We start from the raw sequence: 20,099 nt of genomic DNA, 5'->3' as shown, positions 1-20,099 counted from the left end.
AGGCTTTTTTGTTTGCGACAATCTTATTATCTTTTTTAAATGCCCCCCGCTATTGGACTAGTTTCTTCTGTCGTTTTTTCCATTTCAGGCAAACCAAAAATGTCTTCAAATGCAGCATAAAGACTGCACATGCCTAGGGGAAGTGTGAAAACAATTCCAATACCAAGAAACAGCACACCAGCACCGACTATTATTCCCACAACAAATACAAACAAAAAAATCATAAACCAATTTTTACCTACCATTTTTCGGCTTAACTCCATGGCCGCCCAAGATTCTTTGTTATGGAAAACAGCCAGTAAAGACGAGAAAGTCCAACTCACTGCAAAATAGGCCATTACTAACATCCCAATTCCGAGAATTGGAAGCGGACCAGCTAAGATCGCAGCAAAAATTTCCTCAGAGCTGCTATCTCTTAAAGCAAAAATACTCACGCCTACTGATATTATAAATGGCATCATACAAACCAGAAAAACCACAAACATAATAATCGAAATGACTATAAGTTTTCCAGCAAAATTAAAACCATTGAAAAAAGTATTGAAGATAGGGATTCCATTGTTTTGAGAAATCTGCTTTGACACCAAATGAAAGCCAAAAATCAAACAGGGAGAAATAACTAGAGAACTGATAATATTTAGAAAGGGAATAAAGTTTACGATAAAACTAATAGCAAAATATAAGACTGTATAACCAATATAGGCACCCATATTGGCTTTAAAAATCTCGTATCCACGAGAAATATAGTCTCCAATCTTTACTTCATAACCGTTAGCTAAATGATTTTCGATTTTTTGTGACATGGTAATTAGGGTATGTTTTTTTCAAAGATAGAAATATGTTTGAATAAATTTACCATAGTTTTTCAAACTTAACATAAAGAAGCACAAGACATTAGGTAAAAACGATTTCAATTATATGAATTCTTGTACAAAAACAGAGCCTTCAAGAATAATTCTTAAAGGCTCCGTTTTTAATTTTACTTTTAAATTTATGCCACTAATTTTACTTCATAAAAAGTAGAGTGCTCAAATTTACGCTGTGCGTAATCTTTCGAAACATTAAATGATTTTATGCTTTTGTCTGAAGGAAGCTCAAACATCGCATCTGTCAAAATGGCTTCACAAATTGATCGTAAGCCTCTAGCTCCTAAATTGAAAACAATTGCTTGATCTACAATATAATCAAGAGCGTCATCTTCAAACTCCAACTTGATTCCCTCCATGTCAAAAAGCTTTTTATACTGTTTGATGAGAGCATTTTGAGGCTCCGTAAGAATCTTACGTAATGTCTCTTTATCTAGAGGGTTGAGATAGGTTAAAAGGGGCAAACGACCTATCAATTCTGGAATCAATCCAAATGACTTTAAGTCTTGCTGGGTAACAAACTTCAGAAGGCTGTCTTCGTTATTAAAATCAAGCCCTTTCGAATCTACTTTAAATCCAATTGGTGCTTTATTAATTCTTTTAGCAATATGCCTCGCTATACCGTCAAAAGCTCCGCCACAAATGAACAAAATATTCTCTGTATTAATTTGTACTAGCTGTTGATCTGGATGTTTTCTACCTCCTTGGGGTGGTACTCCTACTATGGAACCCTCTAACAATTTCAATAAACCTTGCTGAACTCCTTCTCCGCTTACATCACGTGTAATAGACGGATTATCAGACTTCCTTGCAATTTTGTCAATTTCATCTATATATACAATGCCCCTTTCGGCAAGTTCTGCATTGAAATCAGCGGCCTGGAGCAACCTACTTAAAATGCTCTCTACGTCTTCCCCCACATAACCTGCTTCCGTCAAAACCGTGGCATCAGCAATAGCGAAAGGTACTTGTAACATTCTAGCGATGGTTCTGGCCAGATATGTTTTACCTGTACCCGTTTCGCCCACCATTATTATATTTGACTTTTCTATATTGACATCCTCGTCATTTTTAGGCTGAGAAAGTCTTTTGTAATGATTATAAACCGCTACTGATAAGACTTTTTTTGCTTCATCTTGACCGATAATGAATTTATCAAGATACTTTTTAAGTTCAATTGGAGGTTTAATGTCAAACTTAGGTGCATCCCCTTTTTTCTTGCTTTTTTTGGTTTTGGGACCTACTCCATATAATTCTTGCTGAATCAGTTCGTATCCTTGCTCTATGCAAAGGTTGCATATGTGCCCATCTGTTCCAGAAAGTAGAAGCTCTACTTCGTTCTTCTTTCTCCCACAAAAAGAGCAGTTGGGTTCTTTATTTGATGCCATTTGGTAAAATTTTTACAAAAATAATGGTTTTTGGCCGTGAAACCAATTACTGTTTCAATATGAAGGCACCTAAAACCTGGTTTCTAAATTCTTTTGCAATGTAGGAAAAATTATGGCCTTGGTGTGCTTTCGAATGTTTCGGCGTAATTCTTACTTACTGTGCCCATCCACCTATCCCAAAACATAAAATACAACCCATAGTTACCTTTAAAATACTGGTGGTGGAGATTATGGCTTATCGAAGTGTTTATCCATTTTCCCAATGAGGATTTCTCGAATTTTTTAGGGTAAAGCTCCCATCCCAAATGTCCATAAACATTATAAGCCGTCATAAATATTAAAAATGCTATCAAAACATAAAAATGTAAAGGGATACTAAACGCAAAAATTATGAATATTCCGGCCTCCACCATAGCCTCTAATGGTTGAAACGAAAACGAAGCCCAAGGCGATGGATTAGTAGATTGATGATGGACATGATGAAAAAAACGGAAAATTTTTGGATGATGCATCAACCTATGTGCCCAGTAAAAATAAGTATCGTGCACTATTATCATAAGAAAAAAGGATAAGAACAGATAAAAATACCCATAATCTGAAATCTGAAAATAGGTATTCGTGTAAGGCCTAACTGTTGGATTATATAACCCGACACCCACCAAAGTGAAAATCAAAAATGTAATAAAGGAAAACGCGATTTCTCTAAAATAATCTTTATTTTTTGGAAATTTTTGTTGGATTTTGGAAAGCAACAACTTTTTTTTAAAAATCACATAAAAAACCAAAAAAGCTGTTCCGGCTAAAAGAATATATCTTAGCAATGTGGCAAAAAAAATTAATGTTCCAAATTCTAAAACTGATACATTCTCTCTCATAAAATTCTAATTTAATTTGCTATTTATCATTTAATTAGGAAATTTTTCTATTTCATTAAAAATGAAAATATAATTAGCTACAAATATGATAACCAAAAAAGCTCTCCATTTCTGAAGAGCTTTTTCGTTTAATCATTATTACTAGGTTCTGTACAAAACCTCGTCTATCAATCCGTATGCTTTTGCTTCTTCTGCTTTCATCCAGTAATCTCTATCTGAGTCTGCTTCTATTTCTTCAAATGTTTTGCCTGAGTGTTTTGCAAGTATTTCATAAAGCTCTTTTCTAAGCTCAATAATTTGCTTTACGGTAATCTCCATATCGCGAGATTGTCCTTGAGCACCGCCACTAGGTTGGTGAATCATCACACGTGCATGGGGCAATGCCGTACGTTTACCGGCTGCACCACCTGCTAGCAACACCGCTCCCATAGAAGCCGCCAAGGATGTACAAATAGTAGCAACTTCTGGTCTTACATATTGCATGGTGTCGTACATTCCCAATCCGGCATAAACCGATCCACCTGGGCTATTGATGTACATTAAAATGTCTTTTTTGGCATCTACTGATTCTAAAAACAACAACTGAGCCACAACGATATTGGCGATTTGGTCGTCAACACCAGTCCCCAAGAATATGATTCTGTCCATAATCAAACGAGAGAATACATCAATGGCCGCAAAACGCATCGGTCTTTCTTCGATAATGTTGGGAGTCATGTTGGTTACATTGTGCTTCATGTAGTCGTCTATCATCAGACCACTCATTCCTTGGTGATGCACCGCATATTTTCTAAATTCTTCTCCTAAATGCATTTTATTAAATTTGTTTATCTTAAAACTATCTAAATTATCTAAAAGTTCAATACCCTAAAACGAAAAAATCGGGTTTGAGCGAACCCAGTACCCGATTTTTTTTCCTTATTTTCTAAAAAATTATACTTTATATTTCTCTGAAGCTATCTCGTTAAATTCTTCCACCATCACCGTTTTGGTTTCTTTCTTTACTTTATCTTTCACAAAATTCAAGACCTTTCTGCCAAAAGCCTTCTCGTAATGTTTCTTTGTCGCTTCATTATTTTTCTCGCCCAATTGTTTCTTGGCCATGCTGTCAATGAATTCTTCCATACCTTCAAAACCTCCCTGCTGTCCAAAATATCCTCTGATTTCGTTTTTCACTTCTTCCAGAACATCATCATACTGTATTTTCAAGTCGTTTTGTTTGGCTATTTCAGTCCTAATCAAATCTAATTTAAGACCTCTCGCTATGGCGTCATACTCTTTCTCTACGTCTTCTACAGTAGCTTTTCCTTGGTTGATTTCTACCAACCATTTTTTTAAGAACTCCGTAGGAAGTTCTATTGGGGTACTTTCAATCAGCATTTTATCTACATCAAAGTCTAACAAAAAGTCAGATTCTCTGTTATAATTACCTTTGATTATTTCTGTTAGCTGGCTCAAAAACTCTTCTTCACTTGCTGCTTTTCCTGGCCCTAATACTTTATCAAAAAGTTCTTGAGTCAATTCCGAAGGTTTCATTCTCGTGATTTTTTCTACCACAAACTCAAACTCGCCTTGTAAGGCGGCAGCGTCTTCGTCAGATTTTCCTGTCGCAAAACCCAACTCTTTGTCTGTTTCAAAAATAGTCTGAATATCCAACTTTAATGAACTGCCTTTTTCAAGGCCTACAAATAGTTTTTGAGTTTCTGGTTTTACTTTGTCAGTCGGGATTCCTGACTGAAACATAAAATCACTTGACTCTTGGCTAAGTTTTCCAAAAATAATGTCACCTACTTCCGCCTCTTCAGGTTCTGTTTCTACACCAAATCTATTTTTAAGATCTTCAATGGTATCGTTTACCTGTTTATCAGAAGGTTGAATCTCATATTGAGTAAGAACAGGAAGTTTTTCTAAGTCTACGGTAAAATCAGAAGCAAAGCCGATTTCGTATTCGAAAATGAATTCTTTCTGGGCAGACCAATCTATTTTATATGCGTCTTCTTTTGGTGTAGGCTCACCTACCACATTCAATTTATTGTCAGTGATGGTTTTATTTACCTCATCACTCGCAATTTTGATAACCTCATCCACCAATACACCTTTACCATAAATACTTTTGATATATTGAAGTGGCACATGTCCTGGTCTGAATCCTTTTACTTGAGCCGTTTTAGCGTATTCTTTGAGTTTTTTATCTACTAAACCTTTGTAATCTTCCTCGCCAACTTCTACTGTAAGGTTGGCTATTGTAGAAGAAACTTTGTCAAATTTTGTTTGCATTTACTTGAATTTTTGTTCGAACTCTATAAAATTTAAAAACCCTTCAACCATGTCTGAGGATTGAAGGGTTAGAAGTACGGGCGGAGGGAATCGAACCCCCACGCCTTGCGGCACTAGATCCTAAGTCTAGCACGTCTACCAGTTCCGCCACGCCCGCAAATGAATACGTCTTTCGATTATTCGGGGTGCAAAGTTAGATTTATTTTTTTATTAATCAAAAAAACCCGAAATGTTTTTTAAGAATTTTAATGAAATTTCTTTTTGAGCAAACCTAAACGCGATTTTGTTTTAGAAAATATTAGTTTTTGCATACATTAGCAGAAATTAAGTCTGTTTAGAAATAGGAAAATAATTGATGGGATTGAGCAAAGAAAACATTTTACCCGTTGAGTCGCCACATGAATATTATACCGAGGCCGAAAAAAAGGAAATAACGAAATGGTATAAGAAAATCTTGCGTGGAGCCAAGGAGCATATCAAAGAGGGTGATACCAAATTGATAAGAAAGGCCCTAGACATTTCTATGGAGGCACACAAAGAAATGCGTCGCAAATCGGGCGAGCCGTATATCTATCATCCACTTGAGGTGGCCTTTATTTGTGTGGAAGAAATCGGGCTTGGACCTACGTCTATTATATGTGCTTTGCTTCATGATGTGGTTGAAGATACCGCAATAACTTTGGCCGAAATAGAAAAGGACTTTGGGCCAAAAGTGTCACAAATTATAGATGGACTAACCAAAATCGCTGAAAACTTTGAGCAAACACAATCTGCTCAAGCTGAGAATTTCAGAAAAATGCTTTTGACGCTTTCGCAAGATGTGCGAGTGATTTTGATAAAACTGGCAGATAGACTACACAATATGCGTACGCTGGGTAGCATGGCTCGAAATTCGCAACTGAAAATTGCCCACGAGACTATTTACATTTATGCTCCTCTAGCACATAGATTAGGTTTGTATCAAATAAAGTCAGAACTCGAAGATCTGTACTTGAAATATACCGAACCAGAGGTTTACAAAGACATTTCTTCAAGGCTAAATACCTCAAAGACTGCCAGAAAGAAGTTAATTGACGGTTTCATGAGGCCAATTTCAAAGCGACTTAAAGAAGCTAAACTTGATTTTTACATCAAAGGCAGACCCAAACACATATATTCTATTTGGAAAAAACTCAATGCCCAAAATGTAACCTTCGAGAACATTTACGACCTTTTTGCGATACGAATAATCCTGAGGGGTATACCTCCGCAAGAAAAAGAGAAAGAAAAGGCTGCCTGTTGGCAAGCATATTCTATAGTCACAGATGAGTACAGACCAAACCCCGACCGACTAAAAGATTGGATTTCTACTCCTCGTGCTAATGGTTATGAATCCTTGCACACCACCGTTATGAGCAATGCTGGTGTTTGGGTGGAAGTACAAATCCGTACCGAACGCATGGATGAAATAGCCGAAAAAGGTTATGCAGCCCATTGGAAATACAAAGGAGCAGACACTTCCCTCGACAAACCCCTCGACAATTGGCTGAATCAGGTGCGAGACACACTCGCATCAAAAGATAGCTCGGCCATTGAATTTTTAGAAGACTTTAGAGGGAATCTTTTCAACGAAGAAATATTTGTGTTTACGCCAAAAGGTGACCTAAAAGTGCTCAGAAAAGGGGCCACTGTGTTGGACTTTGCGTTTGACGTACATACCGAAATCGGTAGGAAATGTACAGCAGGAAAGGTGAACAGCCATTTGGTGCCTATTAGCCATGTTTTGCAAAATGGCGACCAAGTGGAAATTCTAACGACCAAAAACCAGAAACCATCTGAGGATTGGCTGAGGTTTGTGGTGACCTCAAAAGCTAAGGCAAGAATAAAAGATACCCTCAAAGAGTCCAATAAAGGATATGTAACCGAAGGCAAAGAGTTAATAATAAAGAAACTGAAACATCTTGGCTTAGAAAACAACCTAGAAACTTTTAACCAACTCAGAGCTTTTTTTAACAAGAAAGATTACAACGAATTATTTTACTTCTTCGGAAAAGGTTATATTCTACCTGATGAAATAAAGAAGTTCAAACACGAAAGAGAAGCTCTGGTTAATCGCCAGAAAAAAATTGTCATAGATGAAAAGGCCTTCAAAGATGCCAAGAGTTTTGAAAAAGAAATAAAACAAACCAAGGGTAACGACACATTACTCATTGGTGACGATATGCAGCACATCGATTTCACACTTTCAAGATGCTGCAATCCCATACCTGGCGATGACGTTTTTGGGTTTTTAACAATAAATGAAGGGATAAAAATTCATCGAAACCTCTGTCCAAATGCCCAGCAATTACTTTCAAACTATGGAAATAGGGTAATAAAAGCTCGATGGGCAAGCCAAATTGAAAAGTCTTATTTGGTATCAATAGACCTCAGTGGAATCGACAGAGTAGGTATGATTCAAGATATTTCAAAAGTTATTTCGGGAGAGCTGCACATTAATATGAGAGGCTTATCTGTAGAAACTTTCGACGGCATATTTGAGGGAAAAATAAAAGTATATGTGTTTGATACGAAGCATTTGGATATTCTGATGTCAAAATTGGAAGAAATAGATGGCGTAAGTAACGTATCAAGAGGACAAACCGAATAAATTTAGTATGAATAAATCAAAAATAAAAAAAGCACAGCTCCTCCTGTTTTTTATAACAATTAACCTGTTTGCTAATGCACAAGATTCGAGTTTTGTAGCTGCCATGACATATAAAAGAGGAATTTTAGACACAAAAATCTTCCATTTAGGTAGCATAATTAAACAAAAGGAAATATTGGGTTTTTACATTAACGATAATGCAAAGAAATCAATTCAACTTTACAAAAAATCAAAATACTTTCTTCCAGCTGGCCCTCCACTTGTTTTAGGAGGATTTTATTTAGGTTATGATGCCATAAAAGGCACAAAAATGCAAACTGAAATAGATGGAAAACTTTATACCTACTACGTCCGACCCATAGAGCAGCTATTAGGTGGAATTGCCATATTTGCTGTAGGAGTGTGTATGATAGAATATGCCAACGAGTTTAAAGCAAAGTCTGTAGACCTTTACAATGAAAAGCTAAAAAGTAAAGCAAAGTCAAAAGAATTAGACCTAAAACTTGGGTTAACTCCCAGTAGAAACTTTGGCCTTTATGCTAACTTTTAACAATTTTATTTTTTCTACCATTAAAACCCTTAATTTTGCATTTTAAAAATTACCTAAGACGCAATTGGGCTCACAAACGCTATGGTATTAGAAAATAACAAAAATTTTCAGGCAGCTAAGCAGATTTTTACGGCTTACCTTGAAAACAAACAGTTGAGAAAAACCCCCGAAAGGTATGCTATTCTTGAAGAAATATACAACAGAGGCGACCACTTTGATGTGGAGGACTTGTATATCTCTATGAAAAACAAAAAATACCAAGTAAGCAGAGCCACCGTTTACAATACCCTTGATTTGTTGGTAGAATGCGACTTGGTCACCAAACACCAATTTGGTAAAAACCTGGCCCAATACGAAAAGTCATATGGGTTTAAGCAGCACGATCACTTGATATGTATGGACTGCAACAAAGTAAAGGAGTTTTGTGACCCAAGGATTCAAAATATCCAAAATATGGTAGGCGATTTCCTAAATTTCGAAGTGATGCATCATTCTTTGATTTTTTATGGAAACTGCAAAAATGCTGAATGCGAAAATCGAGTAAAGAATTAATACTAAAATATAACGTAAATTAATGGTTGACATTTTATTGGGACTTCAATGGGGCGACGAGGGCAAAGGGAAGATTGTGGACGTTTTGGCTCCTGATTATAAAGTAGTTGCACGTTTTCAAGGCGGTCCAAATGCTGGTCATACCCTTGAATTTGATGGCAAAAAACATGTGTTGCACCAGATTCCGTCAGGAATATTTCGTGATGACTGTATAAATATTATTGGAAACGGCGTGGTATTGGACCCCATAATTTTCAAAAAGGAAATTGATGGTCTGGCTTCTTACAACATTGATTTTAAGAAAAACCTGTTTATTTCCAAGAAAACAGCCATTATCATACCTACGCATAGACTCCTTGATGCCGCCTATGAGCAAGCCAAAGGAAGTGCGAAAATTGGCTCAACATTGAAAGGAATCGGACCAACATATTCTGACAAGGTTTCACGTCAAGGATTAAGACTTGGAGATATTCTTTCGAAAAACTTTGAAGAAAAATATCAAAAACTCGTAAATAGTCACAAGCAAATTTTAGACTTTTACAAATTTGAATATACACTTGAAGAAGCAGAAAAAGAGTTTTTTGCTGCTTTAGAATTCATTAAAACATTCAATTTGGTTGATGGCGAATATTTGATAAACAGCCAATTAGCCGAAAAAGGCACAAAAGTATTGGCAGAAGGAGCTCAAGGTTCGTTGCTTGATATAGACTTTGGGTCTTACCCATTTGTAACAAGTTCAAGCACGACAGCGGCGGGTGTTTGCTCTGGCTTGGGTGTAGCTCCCTCAAAAATAAACGAAGTGTATGGAATCTTCAAAGCATACTGCACTAGAGTAGGTTCGGGTCCATTTCCAACAGAACTATTGGAAGAAACTGGCGAGAAAATGCGTAAGGAAGGAAGAGAGTTCGGAAGCACCACCGGCCGTCCACGCAGATGCGGATGGATGGATTTGCCAGCACTGAAATACTCCATTATGCTCAATGGCGTTACGCAGTTGGTTATGATGAAAGTAGACGTACTGAATATTTTTGACGAAATCAGTATCTGTACACACTACGAATTGCCAGATGGAAGCACCACCGAAGAGCTTCCGTTTGATATTTGTGATGTGGAAGTAAAACCAATTTACAAGACTTTCAAAGGCTGGAATTGTTCTCTTGAAAACATTTCTGACTTTGACAAAATGCCAGAAGAGTTAAAAGCTTACACGGCCTATATAGAAAAAGAAGTTGGCGTCCCTGTTACATATGTTTCTACTGGCCCAGACAGAACTGCAACACTTACCAGAGCATCTGGTTTATGAACAAGCAATTAGCAGGTTATTTATTTGCTGGAGAAACTATCTTCGGCATAAAAACAGTAGATTCGACATTCCACGAAAGTGTATCTGTCGAATCTGCTGTTAATCCTGTAGTTGAACCACTTAAACCTGTTGTAATTGCTAACATCCCAAATGAAATTTCCCCTAGTAATGCTGAAGCTTCAACCAAAGCGTTTCATTCAAATAAAAGCTTAATTATTATTACAAATTCTCTTTCGGAGTCAGAAAGAGACCTTTTGTCCAAAATATTAATTTCTATTAAAAAGCATATTGAAAATGCTGAAATAATTGAATTATCCAAGACCCCAGACACACGCCTATCAAATTATCCTTCTGCCAAAGAAATTATTAGCTTCGGTATTGGAATGAGTAAATTAGGAAACGACTTGTTGCTTTATCCTTATCAAATACATCTCCATCAAAATGTTAAGTATCTTCTAGTAGACGATTTTCCTGCCATTCAATCGAATCTTAAAGATGAAAAAAGATTATTATGGGCTGCCCTAAAGAATATGTATCAAGTGTAGTTTTTTTACTTTATTCTATTTCTTAAGTCGCTAATAGACCGCCAATAATCCCTCCTATTTTTCTCGTTTATCCTTTTAATAATTATTGAAAGAGGCCAAAGCTATAAATGGTACCGTTTAATAGTTTTTTTTAAATAAACACCGTCACTTATCCTAAATTCTCTGCCATTTATCGAATTACATTATGATTAGTAGAAAAGCAACACCAATATTGCAACACTATTTATAATAAAAGCTTTCCTGCTAAACAAGAAAAAACATGAAACTACTTTACTCAAAACCTTTGATGACAAGTAATCCGATGAGATTACCGTCTATAGGAGTTCTGTCTACAGAGACAGAAATGCAAATGCGTGTTGCCGGCAAAAGAAAGCTCATTGACCTGAATGATATAGTTTATCTTAAAAGTGCAAAAAACTATACCATATTCAAGCTTAAAAGTGGCAAAGAAGTGATAAGCTCTAAGACCCTCGGTTTATTTGAAGAGGAGTTGAAGGGGGTATCAAATTTTGTTCGGCCTCACAGATCCTATATCGTTAATTTTGATTTTGTTAAAGATCTATTGTTCAACTGTCGCGGTGGCGAGTTATTTATGGACAATGAAATTATTAATATCTCTCGTAGAAAGGCTGCTGACTTTAGAAGGCATTATAGGCGTTTTTTGACCGCTTCCGGTAAAAACGTGAGTTCTACGATAAAGATGAAGACTAAACTGAGAGTGTCTTGAAATAAGCACTTAGACGTTAATTTTTACTTTTTGGGTTACAAACAATGAAGTGTTGCTGTGCGACGCTTCATTTTTCTTTAATACCCCTCCGAGCATTTATTCAATTATGGATTCATAGACAATGTCGTGAATCCTTTTTCTTGTTTTGTTTTTTATTATCTTATTATTTTCAGAAGAAGGATATACCCTATTTGACAAAAAGATAAATATAAGTTCTTTCTCTGGGTCAACCCAGGCTGCTGTTCCTGTGAAGCCCGTATGGCCATAAGTAGACTCTGATGCATACTGAGACACGCTAGGGTCATCTTTTGTGGGTTTGTTCCAACCAAGACCTCTATGACTCACGCTCGATTGTTTTGCAGTAAAATAGTCAATCGTGTTCTCAGAAAAGAAATGTGTGTCTTCATATTCTCCTTTGTCGAGATTCATTTGAAAAAGCTTCGCCAAGTCCCAAACATTACTAAATAAGCCTGCGTGACCCGCTACGCCACCTAAAAGTGCAGCATTGGGGTCATGTACGGTTCCTTTTATTAGAGCGTTTCTGTAGTCCTTTGTTATTTCTGTCGGAGCAACGTTTGTTGTATTTTTCTTCTCTAAAATATTGAATCCCGTATTATACATGCCCAAAGGTAAGTAGATTTTAGAATCAACATAAGCATCCAAACTTTGTCCTGAAATTTTTTCAACGATTTGTTGCAAAATAATTAATCCCAAGTCTGAATAAAGGAACTTCTTGGAACTACCATAAGGAATTAAATCACTCTTGGCAATCCATTGAAAAACAGAATCTTTTATTGATGGTTTTACAAAAAGACTATCAGATACCTTTAGAAAGGAATTGTCCAGGTTTTCCTTTTTGAAATACTTTGGGTTAAGGTTGTTGATATTATCTTTTGTATTGTCGTAAAAAGGAATAAATGCTTTTAAACCCGCCTGATGAAGTAGTATATCCCTTATTGTAATATCTTTCTTGGTTGTTTTTGATAATTCTGGCAAATATTGTGAGGCTTTTAAATTTATATCTATTTTTTTCTGATCATAAAGTATCATTATTGCTTGCAAGGTGGCAGTAACTTTGGTAAGAGACGCCAAGTCAAACAATGTTTGGCTATTAACGGGTTCATCTGCCCCATATTTAAGATTCCCGAAAGATTCATAATAAACCACTTTCCCTTTTCTTGCTACCAAAATTTGGCAACCAGGAAATTCTTGATTGGAAATACTATTGTTGGCTATTAGACGAATTTGATTCAACTTACTAACATCCATTCCTACCTCTGAGGCAATGCCTAAACCAACCCTACCTAGTGGCTCGGTATTTATACCAAAATCTACTTTTCCGTCCAAAGCAAGCGTATTTACAGGTATTTTTCCTTTAGCCCCATTAACTCCAAAAATAATATTGGCCACTGCAATATGGGCTTCTGATTCGTCTTCAAAACCACAAATTACCGTTTCAAACTCATCGAATAATTTCAAACTATAAGGATTTCCAAATACACAAACAATTACCTTGGTCTGTTTTTGAAGTTCTCTGATGATTTTAATAGTTTCTGGAACAACTCCAAAGTTTCTACTATCCAGATTGTGCATTCCATGGACACCAACAATTACCAAATCTTTTTGTGCGGCTTGTTCTACCACCCAGGTCCAATCGCTCGACTTTGAGGGTTTGAATGGAATATTATAATTGGCGATATTGCAATAATTTGACATTGTTTTTTGAAAAGTATTATCTCCTTTTCCAGCAATTGATAAAGTGGCATAAGCGACATTCGGAGAGTTTGCCAATGGAAGCAAGCCTTCTTCATCTTTCACAATGGTGCTGGCTTGGTCGAATATCTTTTGGGTGATGTCTTTTGATTTTTGATTGTTTAGATCAGCAAGGAGGTTCCTAAGGTCTATTGGCTTATATTTATTAAGGCCCACCCAATATTTAGACATTAAAATTTTTCTCACCTTTTGGTCGAGATCACTCACCAACAAGGTACTATCCAAAAACTTCTTATGTAAAGCTTCAAAGGCAATGTCTATATTTCCAGTTTGTAATAGCAGATCATTTCCTGCTTGAAAAGCCCTAACCTCCGCCAATCCTGTTGGAAAGTACTTTAGCAATCCCCTCATGTTTAGAGCATCGGTTACAACTAAACCATTAAAATTCATTCCTTTTTTTAGGTATTCGTTAATGATTTTTCCTGAAACACTCGCTGGCGTATTCGGCGAGTCATCGAGCTGTGGTACATGTAAATGTCCTATCATTACGCTGGCTATGCTATCTTCAATCAGAGCCCTGAAAGGCATGGTTTCTACTTCGTTGATGTGCTTTAAGGTGTGATTAAGAACAGGTAAGGCATAATGAGAATCTTCGCCCGTGTCTCCATGACCTGGAAAATGTTTTGCACTGCCCATAACATTGGCTTTTCGGAGTCCTCTGGCATAGGCCAAAGAAAGGTTTGTAACATTAGACACAGACTCTCCAAATGAACGAAAGTTGATAACCGGATTTTTAGGGTTAGAATTAATATCGGCATCTGGAGCAAAATTTATGTGAATACCCAATCTTTTACATTGTTTCCCTATCTCAAAAGACATTTTTTCTATTAATTCTGCATCAGCAGTTGCTCCTAAAGTAATTGCTTTGGGAAAAGAGAAAGCATCATCCAGCCTCATGCCCAAGCCCCACTCTCCATCGATCCCAATTAACATAGGATGTGAAGCAGCGTTTTGGTATCTATTGGTCAATTCGGCTTGTTTTAGAGGATTTCCTTGAAAAAAAATAAGACCTCCCAAGTGATATTTTCTGATTTGTTCTTCTACTCGCCTATAGTCATTTTCGTTTCTATTCGTAAATGCCGAAATCATAAAAAGCTGACCGATTTTTTGTTCTAACGACATTGTTGCCAAAACGCTATCTGCCCATAAAATTTGTTTTTGTTTAAAATCAATCGGTTTTTCTGAATTAAAATCTTGTGTTTGTATATTATATGGATTCCTGGCAGAAGTGAAAAGAGTCAAAATTCCCATTAGTATAGAAATTGTTGCAAAAAAATAATGGGATTTTTTCATTGATAAAGAAGTTTCGAAATACAAAAAAGCAATATTTATCAAAGATTTAAAAATTTTTGACCCTTCCATGTAGGAAAAACTCCCTAAAAGGTCGATTTGTGAAGATAGTATTGCTGTTTTTCAGGAAGAAGTGATATATTTTTCAGACTACTTAGAAATTTCGTAAATTTGCACCTTGGTTTTGAAACATCGTTTTTTCAAGACAATAATATAAACAAAAAATATGCTGACTGTTTCTAATCTTTCGCTTCAATTTGGTAAGCGGGTTTTGTTTGAAGATGTAAATTTGAAGTTTGTTCCAGGTAATGTTTACGGACTTATCGGTGCAAATGGTGCTGGAAAAACTACTTTCGTAAAAATACTTTCTGGAGAACTTGACCCCACTTCCGGCAGGGTTTCTTTGGATCCTGGTGAAAGAATGTCTGTTTTGAATCAAAATCAGAACGCCTTTGATGAGTTTACAGTGCTCGATACCGTTTTGAGAGGTAACGAAAGACTTTATGAGGTAATGCTTGAGAAAGACGCTATATATTTAAAGCCTGATTTTAGTGAAGAAGATGGTAATCGTGCTGCTGAACTAGAAGGTGAGTTTGCAGAAATGAATGGTTGGGAGGCTGAATCTGATGCTGGCTCATTACTTTCAGGCTTGGGAGTAACCGAAGACCTGCACTACATGCTAATGAAAGACATCAACCCAACAGAAAAAGTAAAAGTATTGTTGGCTCAAGCATTATTTGGAAATCCAGACGTATTGCTTTTGGATGAGCCTACCAACAACTTGGATATTGAGTCCATCTTGTGGTTGGAGAATTTCTTGATGAACTTCAAAAATACCGTAATAGTAGTATCACACGATAGGCACTTTTTGGACAACGTATGTACCTACGTGGCAGACTTGGATTTCAAAAAAATATCGATTTTTGGTGGAAATTACTCTTTCTGGTATGAATCCAGCCAGTTAGCAGCCCGCCAAAAAGCTGATCAGAATAAGAAAGCAGAAGAGAAAAAGAAAGAATTGGAGGATTTTATCCGTCGTTTCTCTGCCAACGTGGCCAAGTCTAAACAAGCTACTGCTCGTCAGAAAATGATTGAGAAATTGGATATTACGGCTATCCAGCCTTCTTCAAGACGTTATCCGTTTATTGGGTTTAAGCCAGAAAGAGAGGTTGGGGATCAAATATTGCAAGTAGATAGCATGAGCTACAAAAACGAGGAAGGCGTTTATCTTTTCAAAGACGTAAGTTTTTGGGTAGGTAAAAACGATAAGATTGCGTTTTTGAGCAAAGACGGCCAAGCGGTAACTGCACTTTTTGATATTTTAAGTGGCAAAAAACAAGCCACTGAAGGAGGATTTAAGTGGGGCGTAACCATCACCAATGACTACTTACCTAACGATAACTCGGACTATTTCTCTGACAGCACCATGATATTGGTAGATTGGCTAAGACAATATTCTGCTGAAAAAGATGAATCGTTTATTAGAGGGTTTTTGGGACGAATGCTGTTTTCGGGCGAAGAAGCCTTGAAAAAGAGTTCAGTACTTTCTGGAGGAGAAAAACAACGTTGTATGTTCTCAAAAATGATGCTTTCCAATTCAAACGTTTTGATATTTGATGAACCTACCAACCACTTAGACTTGGAGTCGATTCAGGCACTGAACAAAGGTATGGAAGACTTTGACAGTAACATTCTGTTTGCTTGTCATGACCACCAACTGACCAACTCCGTGGCCAACAGAATCATAGAGATAGGACCAAAAGGTTGTTTAGATAAAATGATGACTTTCGACGAATTCTTGACCGACGAAAGAATCAAAGGACAAAGAAAAGAGATATATTGATTTTGAATTCATTTTGTATTTAAGCCACTTGAAATCCAAGTGGCTTTTTTGTTTCTATACATGTTTAACTTTCTCATTATCAGTGCACTTTGTTATATTTAAAACTTGGCACGAAATTTTCAAAGAATATTATTAAATTTTAAATATTTTTTGAAAATTAGCGTTTACATTATGCTTTTAAGAAAAAATAAGACCTTGCTAAAAAATATAATAATTTTCGGTTTTTGTTCAACCTTAAGTATTGGGGGTTTTGCCCAACAAATTGTACTTAAGTCTCAAACCACAGGAAGCAATTCCTTGGTTAAGGGTACCAATTTGGCTAATGAAAAAAAAACGACTTCTAACTCTTCTGTAATTAAAACAAAGCAAGAGGCTCCTTCTATGCTTGAGAGCATTGCAGAGGTAGTGATTGTAAACAAAACGGCTCCTATTGGAATAGACATCAACCTTATTCCTTTATATGGCGGTTTCACAAAAACAGAGTCTCAAGAAATTGATGACCAGATGTTTATATCAGATTGCGATAAGCAGTTTAAGTCTCGAGCTGAAGCAAGTGCGTTTTTTTCAAAAATGGGTTGGGATTATCTGGCAGAAGGAGACAAAAATACCGCCATCCACCGATTCAATCTTTCTTGGCTTTTGAACAACGAAAACGTAGAGACCTATTGGGGATTGGGCGTTATAGAGTTTCAGTCTGAGAATTTTTCGAATGCTATAAAACTAATGAATAAGGGCCTAGAGATTCCGAGTGAGCCCAACTATGTGCTGATGGCTGACCTCGCCACAGTTTATATAAAAACGGCATTAAACAATCCAAATTCGATGATTGAAACAGCGAATGCTCGGAACCTTCTAACTAAATCCTTAGAAATTCAGCCCAAATATACACCAGCCTACATGCAGCTCACACTTGTGAGTATCATAGAAAATAAACTAGATGATGCTTGGGTGAGTTTCCATCAAGGTTATGATTTAAACCCTAAAGAAATAAACTTTGAGATTCTGGCCGAACTTTTGAAAAGAAAAGCCGATCCTAAGGGAGTATTTAAGTGATTCATTCACATTTCACCTTTCCTCCTAAAAACCCATTTTTCTAGAACCAAAAAAAATCCGTAACTTGCAGAGAATTTAAACTACAGTTTAAACTCAAAAATCAGACAAGTGAAGAAAATATTCGTTCTTTTCGTTTTCAGTTTTTTTTCTGCAAAAAGTCAATCTCTCGACAGTCAATTTGATAAAATTCGTAATCATACTGCTCAATTAAGAGCTTTCTTTTCGGCCATGCCCAAAGGCGGAGATTTGCACCACCACTATGACGGCTCCATTTATACCGAAACATTTATTGAGTACGCCGTAAAAAATGATTTCTGGCTTAATATCAATACTTTAATAATTCAAAAAGAACGCTCTATTGATTTACAAAAAGATAAAAACTGGAGAAAAATTTCTGATCTTATTCAGAAAAATCATTTTGAATTCTACAAACAGAAACTTCTAGAGAAATGGTCAAGCAAAGATTTTCATCCTTCAAAAGGCCCATCGGATGATCACTTTTTTAGCACTTTCGATGGTTTTATGCCAGCTAAAGACCCCAACCTTGCTACTGGCCTCTTGGAACTAAAAGAAAGAGCCTTAAAAGAAAACGTGAGTTATATAGAAACCATGTTTTTGCTTTTTTTCAAGGGTGGAGATGCTCAGAAAATGCAGGCCTTGAATCAAAGAGTGAAAAATACACAACAAAAGAAGGATGAGCAAACTCTAAAGACTATTTTGGATGAAATGTATGCTTTCTTCATTGCAAATGGAGCCCAAAAACAAGCCCAAAAATACAATGAAGATTTACAAAGAATTCACACTTCCAACGCTATAGACAATGAAAAATTTACGCTTCGCTACCAAAATGCTATCCTTCGATTAAAACAACCAGCAGAAGTTTTTGGCGATTTAGTGGTGTGTTATCTATCTGATCAAAGCAGTCCGCTGGTCAACGGCGTAAATATTGTTGGTCAAGAGGACCGAGAAGTATCTATGCAAGATTATTGGCTGCATATGCAGATGTATAAATATCTGAACGAAAAGTATCCGAATACCAAAAACGCCCTTCATGCAGGTGAATTGACACTTGGCTTGGTCAAACCCGAGGAACTCTCTTGGCATATCAATGAGGCTGTTTCAGTAGCCAATGCCAAAAGAATTGGGCATGGAATAGATTTACCGTTTGAAAAAGATGCGTTTTCACTTTTGAAAAAAATGAAAGAGGAACAAATTGCTGTAGAAATAAATCTGACGAGCAACGAATTTATTCTGAATGTCAAAAACGACGAACACCCCATTTCACTATATCATCAACACGGAGTGCCAATAGTCATTTCTACCGACGATGCCGGCGTTTTAAGAACCAACCTCACCGAGCAATACGTTTTACTCGCCAAACGCTATCCCGAGTTTTCTTATTCAGAAATTAAACAATTGGTTTTCAACAGTATCCGCTTCTCTTTTATTGAAGAGGAAAGTATGAAAACTTCTATTTTGAAGAAAATGGAAAACGATTTTCTTGAATTTGAGAAAATGGTTTTTGAGAAGTGATTTTATAGAACACGGATTTTATAAATAAGACACGGATTGAAAAAATTTCGTTAAGTTAATTAAAATCATTTTAAAGGCCTTTCAAAACCATTTACACCATCCCACCATTCACCGAAAGGGTGTGGCCATTGATAAATGAAGCCTCCTCAGATGCCAAAAACAGATATGCATTGGCTATATCTAAAGGTAAACCCATACGTTTTGAAGGTATTTCGGCCACCATTTTATCTATAACCTCCTGAGGCATAAGATCTGTCATATCGGTTTTTATAAATCCTGGAGCTACAGCATTTGCTGTGATATTGTGTTTTCCGAATTCCTTGGCCCAAGTTTTTACCATGCCGATTATCGCAGCTTTTGTGGCTACGTAATTGGTTTGACCAAAATTACCTGAAATTCCGACTATTGACGAGGTGCAAATTATTCTACCAAACTTTTGTTCTACCATGTATGGAACAACGGCTTTTGTGCAGTTAAAAACCCCTGTTAAATTCACATCAATCACCGATTGCCACTCATCTTGGGTCATTTTGAGCATGCTTTTGTCACGGGTGATGCCCGCATTGTTGATCAAAATATCTATTCTATGATGTTGTTTGATGATTGCAGAAACGGCAATTTCGATAGCCGCAGGGTCTGTTACTGCCACTTTCATGAAATGACAGTTTCCTCCTGCTTTTACTATTTCATCAGCAGTTTCTTGGCCAGCGTCAAGTAAATCCCAGATGATAACCGTTGCTCCTTCATGTGCAAATAATTCGGCCGAAGACTTGCCGATTCCTCTGGCTCCGCCAGTGATGATGGCAACTTTGTTGTTTAGTTTCATTTTTTATTTTGGTTGATGTTTATTTTGTTTTTTGCATTTAGCCTGTGCGGTGAAAGTCTGTGAGGACAC

16 protein-coding genes and 1 tRNA gene are annotated in these 20,099 nt (G+C 36.6%); 9 read left to right on the top strand and 8 right to left on the bottom strand.

The window, feature by feature from the left end; all coding sequences use genetic code 11:
- Positions 1–35: 35 nt before the first annotated feature.
- The 6 genes from EGI24_RS00965 to EGI24_RS00940 form a co-directional block, all read right to left on the bottom strand.
- Entirely contained in the window at positions 36–803 is a 768-nt protein-coding gene (locus EGI24_RS00965; RefSeq protein ID WP_255046301.1) for a hypothetical protein, read from the bottom strand.
- Positions 804–991: 188 nt separating this feature from the next.
- On the bottom strand, positions 992–2,254 hold the full coding sequence (gene clpX, locus EGI24_RS00960; RefSeq protein ID WP_255046299.1) for an ATP-dependent Clp protease ATP-binding subunit ClpX: 1,263 nt from the start codon (positions 2,252–2,254) through the stop codon (positions 992–994).
- A gap of 110 nt (positions 2,255–2,364) precedes the next feature.
- Positions 2,365–3,129: a sterol desaturase family protein gene (locus tag EGI24_RS00955; protein ID WP_255046298.1), complete on the bottom strand. Its 765-nt coding sequence runs from the start codon at positions 3,127–3,129 to the stop codon at positions 2,365–2,367.
- A gap of 141 nt (positions 3,130–3,270) precedes the next feature.
- Positions 3,271–3,942: a ClpP family protease gene (locus EGI24_RS00950; RefSeq protein WP_255046297.1), complete on the bottom strand. Its 672-nt coding sequence runs from the start codon at positions 3,940–3,942 to the stop codon at positions 3,271–3,273.
- 120 nt (positions 3,943–4,062) lie between these two features.
- Entirely contained in the window at positions 4,063–5,406 is a 1,344-nt protein-coding gene (locus EGI24_RS00945) for a trigger factor (protein ID WP_255046296.1), read from the bottom strand.
- 75 nt (positions 5,407–5,481) lie between these two features.
- Positions 5,482–5,563: transfer RNA gene (locus EGI24_RS00940), tRNA-Leu, on the bottom strand.
- 198 nt (positions 5,564–5,761) lie between these two features.
- Here EGI24_RS00940 and EGI24_RS00935 point away from each other — a divergent pair.
- From EGI24_RS00935 to EGI24_RS00910, 6 genes are all read left to right on the top strand, one after another.
- Positions 5,762–8,035, top strand: a complete 2,274-nt coding sequence (locus EGI24_RS00935) for a bifunctional (p)ppGpp synthetase/guanosine-3',5'-bis(diphosphate) 3'-pyrophosphohydrolase (protein ID WP_255046295.1) — start codon at positions 5,762–5,764, stop codon at positions 8,033–8,035.
- A 7-nt stretch (positions 8,036–8,042) separates the two neighbouring features.
- Positions 8,043–8,585: a hypothetical protein gene (locus tag EGI24_RS00930; protein ID WP_255046294.1), complete on the top strand. Its 543-nt coding sequence runs from the start codon at positions 8,043–8,045 to the stop codon at positions 8,583–8,585.
- Between the two features lie 81 nt (positions 8,586–8,666).
- Positions 8,667–9,137 (top strand): Fur family transcriptional regulator, encoded by a 471-nt coding sequence (locus EGI24_RS00925; protein ID WP_255046293.1) that lies wholly within the window; start codon positions 8,667–8,669, stop codon positions 9,135–9,137.
- Positions 9,138–9,159: 22 nt separating this feature from the next.
- Entirely contained in the window at positions 9,160–10,440 is a 1,281-nt protein-coding gene (locus EGI24_RS00920; protein WP_255046292.1) for an adenylosuccinate synthase, read from the top strand.
- Positions 10,437–10,985, top strand: coding sequence for a hypothetical protein (locus tag EGI24_RS00915; RefSeq protein WP_255046291.1), 549 nt, complete (start codon positions 10,437–10,439; stop codon positions 10,983–10,985). The genes EGI24_RS00920 and EGI24_RS00915 overlap by 4 nt, the downstream gene beginning before the upstream one ends.
- Before the next feature lie 259 nt (positions 10,986–11,244).
- Positions 11,245–11,712, top strand: a complete 468-nt coding sequence (locus EGI24_RS00910) for a LytTR family DNA-binding domain-containing protein (RefSeq protein ID WP_255046290.1) — start codon at positions 11,245–11,247, stop codon at positions 11,710–11,712.
- Between the two features lie 96 nt (positions 11,713–11,808).
- Here the strand turns inward: EGI24_RS00910 and EGI24_RS00905 are convergent, their stop codons facing one another.
- Complete coding sequence (locus EGI24_RS00905; protein ID WP_255046289.1) at positions 11,809–14,607, bottom strand: glycoside hydrolase family 3 N-terminal domain-containing protein; 2,799 nt, start codon at positions 14,605–14,607, stop codon at positions 11,809–11,811.
- 394 nt (positions 14,608–15,001) lie between these two features.
- Between EGI24_RS00905 and EGI24_RS00900 the strand changes: the two genes are divergently transcribed.
- The 3 genes from EGI24_RS00900 to EGI24_RS21860 all read left to right on the top strand — a co-directional run bounded on the left by EGI24_RS00900 (position 15,002) and on the right by EGI24_RS21860 (position 19,204).
- Positions 15,002–16,618, top strand: coding sequence for an ABC-F family ATP-binding cassette domain-containing protein (locus tag EGI24_RS00900; protein WP_255046288.1), 1,617 nt, complete (start codon positions 15,002–15,004; stop codon positions 16,616–16,618).
- 171 nt (positions 16,619–16,789) lie between these two features.
- Positions 16,790–17,671: a hypothetical protein gene (locus EGI24_RS00895; RefSeq protein WP_255046287.1), complete on the top strand. Its 882-nt coding sequence runs from the start codon at positions 16,790–16,792 to the stop codon at positions 17,669–17,671.
- A gap of 108 nt (positions 17,672–17,779) precedes the next feature.
- On the top strand, positions 17,780–19,204 hold the full coding sequence (locus EGI24_RS21860; protein WP_255046286.1) for an adenosine deaminase: 1,425 nt from the start codon (positions 17,780–17,782) through the stop codon (positions 19,202–19,204).
- A 91-nt stretch (positions 19,205–19,295) separates the two neighbouring features.
- Here the strand turns inward: EGI24_RS21860 and fabG are convergent, their stop codons facing one another.
- The gene (gene fabG / locus EGI24_RS00885; RefSeq protein WP_255046285.1) at positions 19,296–20,030 is read right to left on the bottom strand and encodes a 3-oxoacyl-[acyl-carrier-protein] reductase; all 735 of its coding nucleotides are present in this window, start codon (positions 20,028–20,030) and stop codon (positions 19,296–19,298) included.
- Between the last annotated feature and the right edge of the window lie 69 nt (positions 20,031–20,099).

Origin of the sequence: Lacihabitans sp. CS3-21 (assembly GCF_024343675.1) — a bacterium.
GTDB lineage: Bacteria > Bacteroidota > Bacteroidia > Cytophagales > Spirosomataceae > Leadbetterella.
The sequence above is the reverse complement of the archived record's forward strand: the minus strand, read 5'-3'. Positions and strand labels throughout refer to the sequence as shown.